At 44.8% G+C, this 16,706-nt stretch carries 11 protein-coding genes and 2 pseudogenes; 5 read left to right on the forward strand and 8 right to left on the reverse strand.

Features of this window, described 5'->3' with window-relative positions; all coding sequences use genetic code 11:
• The 4 genes and pseudogenes from AAFP11_RS25105 to AAFP11_RS25120 all read right to left on the reverse strand — a co-directional run.
• Positions 1–760 (reverse strand): annotated as a pseudogene (locus AAFP11_RS25105) (hypothetical protein); the annotation flags it as partial.
• 161 nt (positions 761–921) lie between these two features.
• The gene (locus AAFP11_RS25110; protein WP_341739476.1) at positions 922–1,782 is read right to left on the reverse strand and encodes an EamA family transporter; all 861 of its coding nucleotides are present in this window, start codon (positions 1,780–1,782) and stop codon (positions 922–924) included.
• Positions 1,779–2,516 (reverse strand): ABC transporter ATP-binding protein, encoded by a 738-nt coding sequence (locus AAFP11_RS25115; protein ID WP_341739477.1) that lies wholly within the window; start codon positions 2,514–2,516, stop codon positions 1,779–1,781. Before AAFP11_RS25115 ends, AAFP11_RS25110 begins: the two co-directional genes overlap by 4 nt.
• Positions 2,517–2,675: 159 nt before the next feature.
• Entirely contained in the window at positions 2,676–3,488 is an 813-nt protein-coding gene (locus AAFP11_RS25120) for an ABC transporter ATP-binding protein (protein ID WP_341739478.1), read from the reverse strand.
• 31 nt (positions 3,489–3,519) lie between these two features.
• Between AAFP11_RS25120 and AAFP11_RS25125 the strand changes: the two genes are divergently transcribed.
• The 5 genes from AAFP11_RS25125 to AAFP11_RS25145 all read left to right on the forward strand — a co-directional run bounded on the left by AAFP11_RS25125 (position 3,520) and on the right by AAFP11_RS25145 (position 7,892).
• Positions 3,520–3,783, forward strand: a complete 264-nt coding sequence (locus AAFP11_RS25125; RefSeq protein WP_341739479.1) for a DUF433 domain-containing protein — start codon at positions 3,520–3,522, stop codon at positions 3,781–3,783.
• A 12-nt stretch (positions 3,784–3,795) separates the two neighbouring features.
• Positions 3,796–4,053 carry a type II toxin-antitoxin system MqsA family antitoxin gene (locus AAFP11_RS25130; RefSeq protein ID WP_341739480.1) on the forward strand — a complete coding sequence of 86 codons (258 nt, stop codon included), beginning with the start codon at positions 3,796–3,798 and terminating at the stop codon, positions 4,051–4,053.
• A 306-nt stretch (positions 4,054–4,359) separates the two neighbouring features.
• A complete protein-coding gene (locus AAFP11_RS25135; RefSeq protein ID WP_341739481.1) occupies positions 4,360–4,653 on the forward strand; it encodes a hypothetical protein in 294 nt (97 codons plus the stop codon).
• 252 nt (positions 4,654–4,905) lie between these two features.
• Entirely contained in the window at positions 4,906–5,841 is a 936-nt protein-coding gene (locus AAFP11_RS25140; protein ID WP_341739482.1) for a Uma2 family endonuclease, read from the forward strand.
• A gap of 182 nt (positions 5,842–6,023) precedes the next feature.
• On the forward strand, positions 6,024–7,892 hold the full coding sequence (locus AAFP11_RS25145) for a hypothetical protein (RefSeq protein ID WP_341739483.1): 1,869 nt from the start codon (positions 6,024–6,026) through the stop codon (positions 7,890–7,892).
• A gap of 303 nt (positions 7,893–8,195) precedes the next feature.
• Here the strand turns inward: AAFP11_RS25145 and AAFP11_RS25150 are convergent, their stop codons facing one another.
• The 4 genes and pseudogenes from AAFP11_RS25150 to AAFP11_RS25165 form a co-directional block, all read right to left on the reverse strand.
• Positions 8,196–10,196, reverse strand: coding sequence for a chromosome partitioning protein ParA (locus AAFP11_RS25150; RefSeq protein WP_341739484.1), 2,001 nt, complete (start codon positions 10,194–10,196; stop codon positions 8,196–8,198).
• 46 nt (positions 10,197–10,242) lie between these two features.
• Positions 10,243–13,248 carry a peptidase domain-containing ABC transporter gene (locus tag AAFP11_RS25155; protein WP_341739485.1) on the reverse strand — a complete coding sequence of 1,002 codons (3,006 nt, stop codon included), beginning with the start codon at positions 13,246–13,248 and terminating at the stop codon, positions 10,243–10,245.
• A gap of 151 nt (positions 13,249–13,399) precedes the next feature.
• Positions 13,400–14,149 (reverse strand): peptidylprolyl isomerase, encoded by a 750-nt coding sequence (locus tag AAFP11_RS25160; protein WP_341739486.1) that lies wholly within the window; start codon positions 14,147–14,149, stop codon positions 13,400–13,402.
• Positions 14,150–14,563: 414 nt separating this feature from the next.
• A pseudogene (locus AAFP11_RS25165) lies at positions 14,564–16,706 on the reverse strand (glycosyl transferase family 2); the annotation flags it as partial.

Genomic DNA, 16,706 nt, shown 5'->3' on the forward strand with positions numbered 1-16,706 from the left:
TTAAGGGGGATTTAGGGGGATCGGAATCAGGAATCAAAGTCCCCCTTGTTAAGGGGGATTTAGGGGGATCGGAATCAGGAATCAAAGTCCCCCTTGTTAAGGGGGATTTAGGGGGATCGGAATCAGGAATCAAAGTCCCCCTTGTTAAGGGGGATTTAGGGGGATCGGAATCAGGTTGAAAAGTTTCAAAACCAGCCCTCGCATTCCCTCCCCAATCATAAATTCCAACGCGGGAAACGGTTTGAGGTAAAGGCGGATTGTAAGCAGTTTTCAAACAAGTATCTGCCGCAAACTTTAGGGCATTAACAAAGTTTTGGACTCCACCTTCTGTGAAGTAGCGCCATAGTTGATTGACTGCTGACAGCGATACATTTGAATGACTGATTAAATCGGGGTCTGGACTGTCCTCACCGGGCATTATAATCAGTTTAGCTTGGGTTTTTTCCACTGTTTCGCGCAGTATTTCCAAGCCATAAGACCAATAGGAACGCCCTCCTAACAACCTTAAAATAATTACCTGGGCGTGTTGTAAAATTTCTTCGGCATAGGTGTCAATGGTTAGTTGTTGCTGCAATTGCAGGAGATTCACCGCGCGCAGTTTGGGGAATTCTGCTGGTAGTTTTGATGCAGCGGCTGCGAGGGTTTGAATATCTGTATCAGCCGCACTAATAAATACGATTGGTGCGGGGGTTTGTTGAATAAAGATTACTCCTTCGGCTTGGGGGTTCCAGCCTCCTGGTGTTGCTGCTAGTTTGTGCATTTAATTTTAAGTTAATTTGGATAAATATATCTTGTGCGATCGCTCTTAGTATAACATGACTTATTTTAAATCCGGTTGGATTAGAATAATTGAACCACAGAGGGCGCAGAGTACGCAGAGGAAGAGAGAGATGGATGATTTTCTGTTTCTGAGGTTTCTATCTATAAACTGATAACGAAAACTCCCAAAACCATGATGGCTGCGCCTAGTAATCTTTGTTGTATGTCTTTTTCCTTGAAAATAAAGTGACCGAACAATACACCCATTAAGACGCTAGTACGTTTAATTGCTATCACTTGTACTACTAAAGTTAATGTCAAAGCTTGCATTTGACAAAGCACTCCAATAGCATTGAAAAATCCCATAGCTGCTAGCATTGGTAATTGTTTGAGGATTTTGCGGCTGGGATTTGGGGTTTTGTGCAATAAAATTGGGAGTAGCAAGATACTCATTGTACCAAATATAGAAAATATCCAAAAAATTGGGGATGAATTTTGAACTCCTATTTTGTCAAAATTTGAAGTAATACTCCACAGGAATGCCACCATTAACATCAATTTCGGCCCTGGTTCTTTCACCAGTGCTTTGAAGGGGGCTAAATATCCCTGGGATTTATCTTTGATATTGAGTAAGTAAGAGCCTGATACGATTAGAAAAATGCCAATATAATCAAAAAGTTTGGGATATTCACCAACAATTAAGGGTGAAGTTAGCAACATGAATAGCGGTGTCAAAGCTACCAGGGGTACTGTCAGGGATAAATCTGATACTTTGATGGCTTTGATGTAGAGTAGGGCTGTGACAGCATTGATGCTACCTCCGATTAATAGGGCGACCCAAAATTGAGAGTTTAATGCCGGAATTCCTGTATAAATTACCCAGGGAGTCAAAGAGATGACTGAAAAGAATGAGAGGGACCAAGCGACGACATATTCGTCACTTTTTTTGAGATTTTGTTTGCCAAAAACGTCTTTGACGGCTTCAAAGAAAGCGGTAAAGATTCCTAAAATTAACCAAGTCAACCTAAGTATGCCCTCCTAACTCGATCGTCATTTAGCAAATCTGATGCCAGGCCTGTGAGAGTAATGTTACCAGCTTCTAGTACATAACCTCGATCGGCAATTTGCAATGCTAAACTGGCGTTTTGTTCGACCAAGAGAATTGTAACGCCTGTGGAGCGCAAATGTTGAATAATCCCAAAGATTTCTTTGACTATGGCGGGGGCTAAACCCAAACTGGGTTCGTCTAATAGTAGCAGTTTTGGGCGCGACATCAACGCGCGGGCGATCGCCAACATTTGCTGTTCCCCACCGCTGAGGGTTCCCGATAATTGATTGCGGCGTTCTGCTAACCTGGGAAAGAGTTTAAATTGGTAGTCTAAATCAGCTTTTATGGCCGCAGAGTCCGATCGCACATAGGCCCCTAATTCTAAGTTTGTCAACACCGTTTGCTGCGCCAAAACCCGCCTCCCTTCTGGGCTGTGGGCAATTCCAAGTTTGACAACTTCGTGGGCTTGGCGGCGGGTAATATCGCGCCCGTTATAGATAATTTGCCCTTGGTGCAAATTAACTATTTTGGAAATAGCCCTGAGTGTGGTACTTTTCCCCGCACCATTGGCACCGATGAGGCTGACAACTTCGCCTGCATTAATTGTGAGATTAATATTTTGCAGGGCTTGAATTCCGCCATAATTTACAGAAAGGTTTTTGAGTTCTAAGAGGATATTTTGAGTGGTTTTAGGTGGGGTTTCGTGCATTTTTTGTAACTTGATATGTTGATAATCTTACTCGTTCCCAGGCTCTGCCTGGTAACGCAGATCCAGAGGCTCTGCCTCGATTTCGCCTGTTACCAAACGAGGCAGAGCCTCTAGATATCGGTTCCCAGGCAGAGCCTGGGAACCAGTGAAACTGTTTATCTATTTTTCATCTCCCAAATAAGCTTCAATTACAGCAGGGTCATTCCTGACAATAGCAGGTTCTCCCAAGGCAATAAGCTGACCGAAATGCAGCACGGCAATGCGATCGCACAATCCCATCACCAGCGGTACATGATGCTCGATCAATATTACAGTTAAATTGAACTTTTGGCGCACTTCGCGGATAAATTCGCTTAATTTGTGCTTTTCATTCGGATTCATGCCCGCCGCTGGTTCATCTAATAACAATATTTGGGGTTCTAGGGCTAAAGCACGGGCAATTTCTAAACGTCTTTGGTCGCCATAACACAAGTTTTTAGCCTGTTCGTCAGCCCGATCGCCCAATCCGACCAATTCCAACAATTCCAACGCTTTTGCGTGGGTTTCGCGCTCCATTGCGTTCGCTGCTGGCAACGCAAATATGCCCGCTAGCAGTGATAAAACCGGATTGTGCGATCGGCTGTGGATGTGTCGTGCGATCGCCACGTTTTCACTAACAGAAAGTTCCCCAAACAAACGGATATTTTGAAAAGTTCTGGCAATACCTTTATTCGCAATTTGATAAGGCTTCAATTGGGAAATATTTTCATTTTGATAAATCAGATTGCCACTCGAAGCAGGTATCAATCCAGTCATTACATTAAATAGAGTAGTCTTGCCCGCGCCGTTAGGGCCAATTAGTCCAAATATCTCGTCTTTTTCAACTGTAAAAGATACATTATTCACAGCAATTAAACCGCCAAAGCGACGAGTTAATCCTTGGGCGGCTAAAACCGGATTGGTTTTTGAGAGGGTCAAGGTTTCGGAACTCATAAACAAATGATAGAATATAAGATATCTAATTATGCCTCAAATTATGGATGCTCAAAAACTCTTAGAACGAATCACAGTAAATTCCCAAATATTTAACGGAAAACCGATTATTCGGGGCCGCCGTCTGGCAGTTGAGCGCATTCTAGGAATGTTAGCGGCTGGCGACACTCCTGAAACGATTATAGAAGGCTATCCGTGGCTAGAAAGAGAAGATATTCAGGCTTGTCTAGTTTATGCTCATCGGCTGATTAGTCACGAGCGCGTCGAACCTCTGTTGGTGGAAGCGGGCAAATGAAAATATAAACCCATGCGAGAAATTCAATGCAATACCTGCGGTAGTAACCGCTATGAGGAACGTAGAGTCAATTACCTTTATAGTTATCAAGGTAAATACTTGCTAGTTCCTAATACGCCTGTTGAAATTTGTCTGGATTGTGGCATGATTTATTATGATGCAGCGGTTCTTAAAGAAATTGAGCGCCGTTTATTTGCTATTCACCAGCAGCATGAAATGCCGGATTCATATATTCAAATTCCCAGCAAGAGTTATACCAATTTTTTATGAAGCTGCATAGAATCCGATCCCCCCTAGCCCCCCTTAATAAGGGGGGGACAAGATTCCGATCAAAGTCCCCCTTCTTAAGGGGGATTTAGGGGGATCGAAATATGTGCAACGACCCATTAAATTCGTATTTAGAGCGCCCGGACTCTGGAAACCAATTTGATGAGAATGTAGATACAATTATTCAAATGGCTGAGACGGCTCATCAAATACAAGGATTCTGGCCCATGACGAAGCACTACCGAATCTGTCTTAAATTCACAAAATGCAGAGCAACGCCTCAACTATCTCGAAGACAAACTCCACCTCTTGCAAACGAATCTTCCCAGCCAAGAGAATATCCGCTTTGTACTTGACCCCGTAGCCGAGTATTTAGCAGGCCTGCATTTAGTAGAGACTTATGAGGACAATGAAAGTAAGTGGCGCGATTTTCTAATAGATGCCGACTTTCAGAATGCGCCAGAGGCAATTAAAGGTTTTATGTTTGCAGTTCGTGATTGTTATTTAGCCAAGATTCCAGGTGCAAAAGATACCGATTTTCTGCCGCAAGAAATCACATCGCGCTATAATGTAACAATTACCGCAGTGCCCGTATCTCCTTAACATCAAATCCGTTATACCAATTTAATGGGAAGTTGCAGATATCTCGATCCCCCTAAATCCCCCTTAAGAAGGGGGACTTTGAGCAGAATCTTGTCCCCCCCTTATTAAGGGGGGTTAGGGGGGATCTGAGTCTATGCAGCCTCATAAAAAATTTGTATTAGCATCGTCGGGCGTAAAATCGAGTCAACAGTCAACAATCATTCCGGTGCAACCGGAATTGATATCACATCTCGCAGGGATAATTGTATAACAATGTACATACCAGATTCGCAATCTTCCCAAGCAAAAGCATTGCCGACGATGTACGATCTACCCAGTGAAGACGCGGAGGAACCAGGTTTGCCTGACGAATATCATCAGTGGCAAGCACAACTTTTGTCCGCTAGCTGCATCCCCCCTAATTATCCAGCCGATCGCGTATTTTCGGCCAGCGATCTCAATCTATACTATGACTCCAACCATCCCAATTGGTACAAAAGACCCGATTGGTACTTAGTTGTGGGCGTTTCCAGATTTTACCAAGACAGAGACTTGCGCCAAAGTTACGTGATTTGGGATGAAACAGTCAATCCTTTAATTGCGATCGAATTTCTGTCACCAAGTACGGAAGATGAAGATTTGGGGCTGACAGAATCAGAACCAAACAAACCTCCGACTAAGTGGCAGGTTTACGAGAGAATTTTGCGGATTCCTTATTACTTTGTGTTTAGCAAATACAACAATCAATTGAGAGTATTTCGCTTAATTGGCAACCGTTACCGCGAACAAGTGTTAACTGGTTCTCGATTTTGGATACCGGAAATACAGTTAAGTTTGGGTTTGTGGCAAGGTGCTTTCCTGCAAAATGAAAGGTTGTGGCTGCGCTGGTATGATATTGATGGGAATTTGATTCTGAATCCTGAAGAATTTGAGAGACAACGAGCTCAATTGGAAAGCCAACGAGCCGAGTTTGAAAGACAGCAAGCAGAAATTGAAAGACAGCAAGCTGAATCAGAAAGGCAACGTGCTGAATTTGAAAAACAGCAAGCTGAATTAGAAAGGCAACGTGCTGAATTTGAAAAACAGCAAGCTGAATTAGAAAGGCAACGTGCTGAATTTGAAAAACAGCAAGCTGATTCAGAAAGAGAGCGGGCAAATCGTTTAGCCGATCGCCTCCGAGCAATGGGCATTAATCCCGATGAGCTGTAAAATGAAATAATAGGACTTTCTCTTTCATCCAAAAATAAAATTAGTTGGTAATGAGGACTGGAGTCTTTAACTGCTGGTGACTAAAGTCCTCACTACAAACATTTTTTTAAACTGTAAGATGAAATAGTAGCGTTAAATGCTGCTAGCACTGTCCATAAAAAATTATTAACAAAACACTACTTATGCCAGAATCTACCTCATTGCGCGATCGCTACTTAGCCCTCATCGACAAAATTGTCGAAATCACCCTCAAGGGTCAAATTCGCTCCAAAGAACAAGTATATCAAATGCTCGTCCAAGACATCGGCACCGGCACTGGCGAAATTTTTGAACGCTGTTTCGGAGAACGCCTAGATGCCACCGAAAACCTGCTCAAAAATGAAAAAGACGAAATCAAACAAGCCAAAGCAAATCGCACCCTCAGAGCGCTAAAAACCATCCAAGGAGAATGGGAACGCTGGCAAAAGGATAACCGAGTTTCCAGTGCGATCGCCTCGGCCATCCAACAAATCCTCACCGCCGAATCTAACGCCCGTCTTCTAGCATTATTACAAATAATTGACCCCAACAAAGAACTGCCCCTGACTCTCGATCAATTGCAGCAATTAGCAAAATCCTTGCACCAACAAATGCTGCAAACTTCCAATCCCGAAACCGAGCGGGACTTGCAGCAAATCACCGCTGGGATTGCTAAAGGTTTAGAATCTTGGCAACGGCTGGAACCGGAACTTGTAGGCTGGATTTATCAGCCACAGCAGCTAGGATTTGCCGGTAGTCCCGAACAAAGCGGACCTTGGGCTTTTTGGGCAAAAAAGGTGAAAAGTCCGTTTCCTCACGCTCTTTTGCAGACAATTGCGATGGGTGAATCGATAGTTGAGTTAGCAGCCAAACAATCGAGTTTAGAGTTAGGCGCTTTGGTGGAATTGGCGATTATTTTGCAGTGCTTGCAGCGGGCCTTGGCGACATGGTTTGACAAGCAAGTTTACGATTCTAAAGTGTCAACCAAAGCTTCAATTTCTACTTATATTACTTTTGCGGTAATTTGGAGTCAGTTAGCCAGTGGATTTAATAATTCTACCAAAAGTGGCGAACAGTTGGCAAATGCTTGTTTTCAAGTAACCCTGCAAATTTTGCGGGCTTTTTCTCAACGAGAATACTTTCCGCTGTACGGTGGGATTTTTGCCTCCTTTGATGGCAAATCTCTGCGCCACACTTTGGAGTATTTAGATGAACCGCTGCGACGGGTAGAAGGTACTCAAGCTAAGGCTCGAATTCTGACGCTTTTGGGTTATTCGATGCGGGCTGTGGGAGCCTATGAGCGATCGATCTTACTGCACAAAGAAGCGCTGGAAATTGCCCGTCTGGAAGATGATAAAGCCTGCGAAGTTGCTAATCTCAATCACATCAGCCGTAACTATGTTTCTCAGAAAAACTATCAGGAAGCAATTAATTACAGTCAGCGGGCTTTAATTATGGCACGACAAGCGGGTGAGCGGCAAGGTGAGGCAAATGCGCTGGCTAATTTGGGTTATAGCGAGGTGTTTCAGGCGCGGCAGTTGGAGGATGTGGAACCAGAAGTGTATGAAAGTGCGATCGGCTATTTGGAACAAGGCTTGTTGCTGTCGGAAAGGTTGGGAGATATGCAAAGTCAAGCTTTTTGTTCCAGCAGTCTGGGGATTGCTAAAATTGCGCTGGAAAATTCTGAAAGTGCGATCGAATATTTGCTCAAAGGTTGGCGAGCGGCCCAATTCTCCGGCGACTTGTATTTGCAAGGTCTGAATTTGGCTTATTTAGCTCAAGCTTATTACAGTATCAATGAGCTGGAAAAAGCTATATTTGCTGGCAGTTTGGGGATGTATATTTTAGAGCAAATTGGGGCGATGGAGTGGCGTCAATCGGCTGGTTTACTGACTATTTTGCGGGGACAAATGGGGGCTGAGGCTTTTAAAGAGTCTTTGGCTAAGAGTCGAGGAAGTATCATTCCGGCGATCGGAGTTGATGGCTATGATTACATCCCGGAATTGTTGGAAAAATATCAGCAATCCATTTAATATAGCGGGATATGAATTCCCTGTCTAATAGTGACAGTCCTCTCAAAGATGACTAATGGTTGAAAATTCTTCTTCTGATATCAAATCCTCTCTTCATTGGAATTATTAAACTCTCTCTTCTCTTCCTTCGCGTCCTACCCTACGGGAACGGCTTCGCCGAACGCGCCTTCGCGGTTAAATCATTCCGATACAACCGGAATTGATATGAGTCCTCTTGAGAGGACTTTTGCTTTGAGGCAGGGGTTAAAACCCCTGCCGGACTATCGGTTTTATAAAAGCCCTGCAATCGCTGAATTCTAGTGGCTACTTAACAGTCTTGAAGGTATCCAATTTGCCAGTAAATCGGTTGATAAACATCTGTAAAACAGTCCGCTTACCAATATTGATATTAGAACTGACTGCCATTCCCGACTGCAAATTAACCTCCACTTGATTCGGTTTGTCCTTGTTCAACACAAACTTTTGATTGTTGAGCTTAATTGTGGTTTTAAAAGCGTAGTATTTCCGCAGTTCTGTGGGAGCCACAGCATCGCTGCTAATATCTATCACTTCACCTTCAGCAGTACCAAATTCCATCGCCGGGAAAGCTTCTACATTCACTTCCACAGGCACGCATTGGTATTTAGTCAAACCCAGTTTATCTCTGTTAACTTCCTTCTCAGGACAAGCGCAACTTTTACCTTTTTCGCAGTCAATCTTTTCTCCATCCAATTGTTTGCCGTGATACTGCTCCAATTTTGCCCGCTTCTGTCTCAAAGCATCCAATACCAGGGCTACGTTGCTATTTTCCAAATAAACTGTTGCTTGCAAACCGTTTTCGTCATCCAAAACTTTGAGCAATTTCTCAGTTTGCTGCGCTTCATAATAAGCCTCTTCGCAGCGTTTGGGGCGCGGTTCCCCCGGTTTCAACACTGAGTTAATAATGGATTGACAGATCGGATCTTTTGCCAGATCCAATTTAGATTTCTCCTTGGTAGAAGGTTTCAAATCAAAAATCACGCCGGATACTGGGGACTTCAGAACTTGAGTGTTACGGTTTTCCTGTGCCTTTTCTAGTTGAGAATTGATGTCTGATAACTTTTTCAGGTTTTCTACTTTGTAGCGACTCAGTTGAGAATCGCTGCTGGCAATTTGTTTCTGGTTTTCGGAAATTTTAGTATACAGTTCTTTTGCCCAGGAATCCTTGGTGTTTTTCAACTGTTCCTCTGCTCGCTTAATCGATTCTTGAATTCGTTCTTGCTCTCCTCGCTGGCGTTGGATTTCAGCAGTGATTTTTTGGATGTCACCTTGTCTGGCGTTAATCTCACCTCTGCGGGTGTTTATCTCACCTCTGCGGGTATTGATGTCGCCTTTACGGGCATTTATTTCACCTTCGCGCTGCTTGATTTGATCTTGTTGTTTCAGGACATCGCTTTGGCCTCGGAAAACATCTTGCTCCTGTTTTTCTTTTTGGAGTTCAGCGATCGCTCCTGCTTCCACCAGTGGGCCTAGTCTGCTCAAAATGCCTTGATTGGACTTGAGCACCTGTTGGGACTTGGCTAACTGTTCGTCGGCTAAGATTTTCTGAGATTCGGCAGATTTTACTTGCTCTTTGGCAGAATCTAACTGTTGCTGAGAATAGTTTAATTGGTTCTGGGCAAAACCCAGTTGTTGCTGGGCGACTGTCATTTGATCCCCTGCTGCTTTTTCGGCATCTTCAGCTTGTTTGAGTTGTTTTTGCAACTCCTGAATTTGTCCTTGGACGGCGGCTGCACGAGACAGAAATTCCGATCGATAATTAACATAAAGCCCTTGCTGAGCTGCATCAAAATTGCCGCTGGCTCCTCGGTTCAGGTAGAGTTCGTCAATTAAGGCTTGCAGCACTTGATTTTGTGCACTGATGCTTTGCCTATCTTTGATGGTTGATTCTAAGTTAGAAGGAATCGGACCTTGAATGCTGCCGTTTACCACATCTTGGTAAAATTTGTTTTCCTTTTCCAGGGCTTCTTTGGTTTTCTTCAGGGATGTGAAATCGGCACTGGATGCCACGGGGTTAAAAGTAAGCAAAGGCTGGTTTTTTTCTACGCGATCGCCATTTTCGACGTGAACTCTCACCACCGCCCCGGTAGCAGGCGCTTGGATGTCTCTGGCACCATCTTTGAGTTCCAATTGACCGACGGCGGGTACGGATTGTTCGACGCTAGCAAAATAGGCCCAAACTACTGCTGAAGTGGTCATCAACATGATCATCCACAAAAACAAGCGGGACCAAATCGCTGGTTTTTCTAGAATGACTGGTTGCTCTGAGAGCATTATGGATTTCATTGCCATGGGTTTACTTGTTATTAGTTATTTGGTAATTTTTTGGTTATCAAGTGTTAGATGACTCTTGTTGTTGGAAGAGGCAATAGTAACGCCCTTTAAGACTCATTAATTCTTTATGAGTTCCCTGCTCGACTACAGCACCTTGATCCATCATAATAATCACATCCGCATTTTGGATGGTAGTCAGACGGTGAGTAATGAAAAACACCGTGCGACCCTTAAAAGCTTCTGCTAAGTTATTACAAACTTGGCGTTCGGAATGATAGTCTAGGGCGCTGGTAGCTTCGTCCAAAATCAGCAGTCTGGGGTTTTGCAAGATTGTCCGGGCGATCGCCAAACGTTGCCTTTGACCCCCAGAAAGCGAAGAACCCCGCTCTCCCACTACCGTATTATAGCCAGCGGGTAAGCCCATAATAAAATCGTGGGCTACTGCTAGTTTCGCAGCTCGGACAATCTCATCCGTGCTCGCGTCGGGATTGCTCAGAGCAATATTTTCCTGCACCGTACAGTTAAACAACAAAGTATCTTGGAGCACCACCCCAAGTTGGCTGCGGAGGGAATACAATTCCACCTTAGCAATGTCATATCCGTCAATAAAAATCCGACCAGAAAGTGGCGGATAAAGACGCTGCAACAGCTTCATCGCTGTACTCTTACCGGAACCGCTTCCCCCCACAATTCCCACAAAACTACCAGCCGTAAATTCTAAATTCACATTAGCCAATTGCAGCGACCCGCTCTCCAGAAATCGGAAGGAAACCTCCTCATAGGCTACCTGTCCTTGAATGGCGGGCATCGGGATGTTACTGCGGTCTTCATCGCTGGTTTCCGTGGGCGTATCGACGACATCCTTAAGCATATCGATCGACATTGAGACCTCTTGGAAACTCTGCCAAACGCTGACAAACCTGAGCAATGAACCTGTCACGTTCCCCGAAATAATTCGGAAAGCAATTAACTGACCCAAAGTGATGTCATTTTTCAATACTAAATAAGCTCCCACCCACAACTGAGCTAAGTTACCGACTTGGTTTAAGAAGCTACTAACTGTACCGGCTGTAGTCCCCGTAATAATAGTTTTAAAACTGGCAGTAATGTATTTAGCATAGCGGCTAGACCACTCCCAGCGGGATTTCAATTCAATATTTTGCGCCTTAACAGTTTGAATCCCGCTGACTACTTCTACTAAATAAGATTGAGAGTCAGCAAAACGCATATTTCTTTGTTTAATCAGGCGCAGCACCAGGGGATTGATCAGCACGATCATCAGGGCAAGCACTGGTACGACGGCCAAAGATACTGCCGTTAACTGAACGCTGTAGGAGAGCATCACGGCGACGTAAACCACCGAAAATACTGCATCGAGAACTACTGTCAGGGCTGTACCGGTCATGAATTCCCGAATCTGGCCCATCATGCTAAATTTGTAGACCAAATCTCCCACGCGCCGATTGTCAAAGTAATTCTGGGGAAGCCGGAGTAAGTGGTCGATGACTTCGGCACTTAATTTGACATCTATGCGGTTGGAAGTGTCTATGAACAAAAAGGTACGCAAAGCATTGAGGAGTCCTTCAAACAAGGCAACTCCTAACAGAAATGCCCCTAAAATATCTAGGGTATCAATGCTGCGCTGACCTAATACTTTATCAATAATTACTTGGCTAATTAAGGGATTGGCAAGACCGAATAGTTGTACAAAAAACGAGGCGAGCAACACCTCAATAAATACTGTCTTGTGTTCCATCAACGCCGGCACGAACCACCAGAAGCTGAACTGTTCTTTTTGTTCAACTTGCGGGGCTTGTAGCAGCAGGACTTCTCCTGATTCTCCCCAGACTTCTCTAAACTGAGCTACGCGCTTTCGCATCAGCCCTTCTTCGGGGCTGGCGATGGTTAATTCCTGCTCGGTAATGCTGTAAATAATGGCAAAGCTGTCTTTCCATTTAATCATTACCGGGGCTTTGATGCGGTTGATGGCTTCTGCTGGTACTTGGGCCATTTGAGGTGTCAGGCCGATGCTTTGGGCGATCGCACCGCAGGCTTGGATACTGATGGAACCAGCGGTTTTTAACTGATTGTCGAGAACTTTGCGGATGATATCTCGACGAAACTTCATGCCAAAATACTTGCTTAACATCTGGAAGCAAGCTAGTGGCCCGTCTATTTGCCCTCGGCCCCGGAAAACTGGGTATTTAGCAGCATCCTTGGTTTGGCCCGATGAGGGTTCTGGGGGACGCGGTGGGGCGATGGTTACTTTGTCAAAGAGACTCTGGTTCTCCAAGTCTCCTGGTTCGATTTCTGCGGGATCGTTTAGGGGATCTGCTTCTGGTGTTGGTGGTGGGGGTTCCCGGAAGCCTACCAAGCGAGTGCCCAGGCGGCCTTCTACTTTTAGGGATTTGGCTTCGCCGTTAAGATGTAAGCGACTGCCGGTGGGAAAGTCGCCCAAGACGCCGCTGCTGACTAGCCAAATGCGATCGCCCTCTAACTCTTTGGCGAGCTCTTGGGTTTTTTTGTTACCATTGGGCAGGTTGATCACTTTCGCATCTTGCCAAGCTTGCACAGTGATGTCCTTGAGGTTAGAGGAGGAATCGGCCTGGCGCTGCAATTCTAGGCTTAACAGTTCAAATACTTCGCTCAAGGAACAATGTTCGCGAAAGGCTTCTCCAAATTGCGGCTGTTTTTCGAGTAAGCTGAGAAAATCTTCTGCCTGTATGACGATCGCAATTACATTTGTAGAGGCGATCGCAGTTTCGCAAGGAACACACCTGAGCAAACCCGCCCAGCCGAGAATTTCCTTGGGCTGTACCAATCGTAAACTGACGTGGCGTTGAGAGCGCTGGTCAAAGCCCAGGAGTCGGGCCTGACCATCATAGATAATTGCCACCTGAGTCGGCATTTTTTCCCGTTCAAACAACGGCTGCCCAGTCCGATAACCTAACAGTTGGCATTTCGCCACCAAAGCGTTGAGTGCCGTCTCCGAGAGTCGGTCAAAAGGGGGAGTTTGAGCCAGGAAATCCTGAATCTCAGATGGGGAAACAGCGGAAGAAGTCATCCGATTTTAGATTTTAGATTTTAGATTTTAGATTGAAAAATTGAGTCGCACCCTTTACTGTTTGATGGTTGTCAGGATGCGGAGTTAGTCGATCGAGTCTCCACAGTCCAACGGCTCAATGGGGGGTAACTGACCCCTCATTGCTATATCTTCATGAGATTGAAGACACCGAAGAGAGGGGCTGTAGCGGGCCTATTTTCGATATTTGTTCGGCTACCCAGGTTTCAAATAGTTCGTTAATTAAGTGCAGTCGCATGGATTCGTCTAGCTGAGCTGGCATGAATTTTTCTAGTCGAATAATGACCATCCATTCTGCCAGAGGACGTGGCATCCAAAGTTGATTTGGTTTGCTCACTGACAAAAGTTTACTGATTGCTGGGTGCGGCTGACTGAGGGGTACTGGTCCTAACAAGCCGCCGGACTTGGACTCTGGGCCTTCGGAAAATTGCTGGGCCACTTCAGCAAAGCTTTGTTCCCCTTCCGAGATGCGAAAGTATAGTTCGTTGGCTAATGCTGGATTTTTAGTGCGGACCAGGGAATAGACTACATGGTCTAGGCTGGCTTTGCGGGTTAAAAAATAGTTATCTACTTTAGGTCTCCAAGTTTCTTGCTTGAATTTTTCGATCAGCAAGGGTCTGGTGACCATTTCTTGAAGTTCTTCTAGGGTCATATGCTGGCTGCGAAGCCAAGCTTCTCTGGCTTCGGGGGCTGTCAGTTGGTGCTGAACCAGAAAGTTCTCCAAGGCGGATTGGCGTTCTTCGTCGCTGCAACTGAAGGATGCGATCGCTTGGTCGATGATTACGCCCCGCAAAAATTGTGGCATCAACTGATAGCGCTTCAGGAGCGATGGCATATCCTGAGCTTGCAGTAATTTATCCCCGATTTGAAAAAGTCCTGTCATTTTTGTGTCTCCAACTGACTTGCGCTTCCCCTTTTAATCTAACTGTGGTAGGAAAAGAGCGACAACCACTAAACCACTAACAGTTATAATTCCATAGAATTTACCAGGACTAGCCGAGTAAACTTATTACTTTTCGATCGTGTTAACGGGTGCTGACGGCAGCTTTCACCGCGAGCGATCGACACCAGGTAGCGGGTCGGCTATATTTGGCAGAATTTGACGCTACCTCAGTTTCCCGATAATAGCAGACCATTAGCGGGCTAACGCTCTTCCTGTTTGTTTCCTGACGCTTGGTTTTCGGGGGGGTTCCCTAACAACTACATCTGGCAACATTCTCCAAAACAGGCCTGAGAGCGGATTCTACAAACATCAATCTGCTGGTGGGTAGGTACGGGAACCCGCCCCATCTCACATTTAAATCCCCTTGAAAAATATCTCTTCCAACAGTGTTCCGAGTTTAAAGGAGTAAGCGCGACTGTCCAACAATTTTGGGTTGGTAGCCATTTGGCTTTGGACTCGATCCCGGTAGTGCCGGCGCAATTCTGGGTTACTTCCCAATGCTTTGCTAATCTCCACATAACCATTCTCGCTGTTTGCTACCAATTCAGGAAGTTGTAGTTCTTGCATGACTGCTGCGGATTGTCGAGAGCGCCCGGTTTGGCCGGCTCTCACCACCACCGGCAACCCCGCCAACAGCGGTGCTACTAGGGATGCAGGGTCGCTATCGGGATAGGAGTCTAAATATATATCAGCTAATTTCAAACATTCTTGGTAATCGGCAGCCGTCGGCAACGCTTTGATCGTCACCAATCGCTGTTTGTCAATCCCAAATTCCGCAAATAGCGATCGCATTTGGTGATAAAAAGGCATCATGGGAAATTTTTCCCGGCGCGAATGAAAGGGATATAAAACTAAGATCGAATTCGGTGTAGAGGCAATTATTTTTGCCCAAGTCGCTCTCAATTCTGGGATGATTTTAAAAGCTGTGACACCGGACATAAATATTACAGATTGCTCCGTTGCACCCCAACTGGTTCTTGTTGGTTGAACCGTCGATTTTTCTGATGTTACAGGATAACTGAAACAAACTCCTGAGCCTTCTAAAGTGATTAATTTTTCCCGATACTCTAGGGGTGCATCTGGGGTGGATGTCAAATTTCCGGTCAAGAAGCGATCGATATTGCGAGCCCTGGTAGTCACCGGAATCGATAGAGTAGCAGCTATCTGTAGTCGTCCAATTCGGTGTAGGGACAGCAAAGTGCTAGGTTTGGGGGTGTCGGTGGTATTGGTCCCCAGGAGCAGAATGTCTAAATTGTGCGATCGCATTTCCTCTACTTGACTGAGCAAGTCTGCTGACAGGTGTACTACCTTGTCAACCCGACTTTCAAAGTATTTACCCAAGGAATCCTGTGGCAGAGGATAGAAATTATACACAATAATTTCAAACTTGTTTCTGTCTAAATATTCACAACTTGCCATGGCGGCAAAAGTCTCTGGTTCCGCACAAATTTGATCGAGCAAAATCCCCAATTTAATTTTGCTGCGTTCCGTGGCGCTCTGCTCAAAAATAAAATCTATTTTAGACCCTATATTCCTTAAATAATACTCAATAATATCATCTCTTAACTTCCCAATATCAAGGAGATTACCTTCGCTGAGATACAAGCTTTTTAAGCTGAGATTTTCCGCAATAAACTGCGCCAAATAACGCCAAATTTCCGTAGCCGGAAAACTGGCAATATTCCCAGCCACGTACTCTATTAAACGCTGCAAATACTGAGCATATCCTGCAACCTCTCCAGCTTCTTGAAAATAAGTAGGAGACTGAAACAGGAATTTCAAAAAACCGTCAAAAAACCACTGAGGAATCGCTGCATTTTGATAGGATAATGGCAACTGATAAGCCTCGCGGTACAGCATAGCTGCTAGAAGATATTGCAGCCTATATATAAGTTCTCCTCCTAGAGACAAAGTGGAACATAACTCCTGGACAAAACTTTGTTCTTCCGCAGTCAAGGTTTCATGTTTGATACCACTATCTAGTAGCAATTGGTGAGATTTCCCCAGGTCTCCCCTGTAAGCATTTTCACATTGTTCTGCTGGTAAATTCAGCCAATATTTAGCCATTTGTAGGCGGTATTTTCGCAGTTTTCCGACAGTAGACTCATTACTTGGCGATTTGTGATAATCTTGAATTAGCTTGGATAATTCAGAGGAATTCCGCTGAGTTTTGGCATCTAATTTTTGTTGAATAGTCTGTTTGATTTTGGGATTCAAAAAACCGTATTCAGGGCTAGTTAGGAGTTTCTGGTAAAATCTGACTACATCTTTATGATTTTCGCCCGCAGAGAAATTTTTCCAAGTTTGTTGTTCGGGATGAATCCGCAGTGAGGAGAGTGTTTGAGGGACAAATCCGATGTGATAATTTCCCATAATTCGCCACCACATATCTAAGTCTACATACTGAGATAATCCCGAATCAAATAATCCGATTTCGGCAAAAACGCGGGCGGCAATTAGGACGGTAGTCGGTTCACCAATTTTGTTGATGGGGTTG

The organism is Microcoleus sp. CAWBG640 (assembly GCF_020883015.1).
In the GTDB taxonomy this organism is placed as follows: Bacteria; Cyanobacteriota; Cyanobacteriia; order Cyanobacteriales; family Microcoleaceae; genus Microcoleus; species Microcoleus anatoxicus.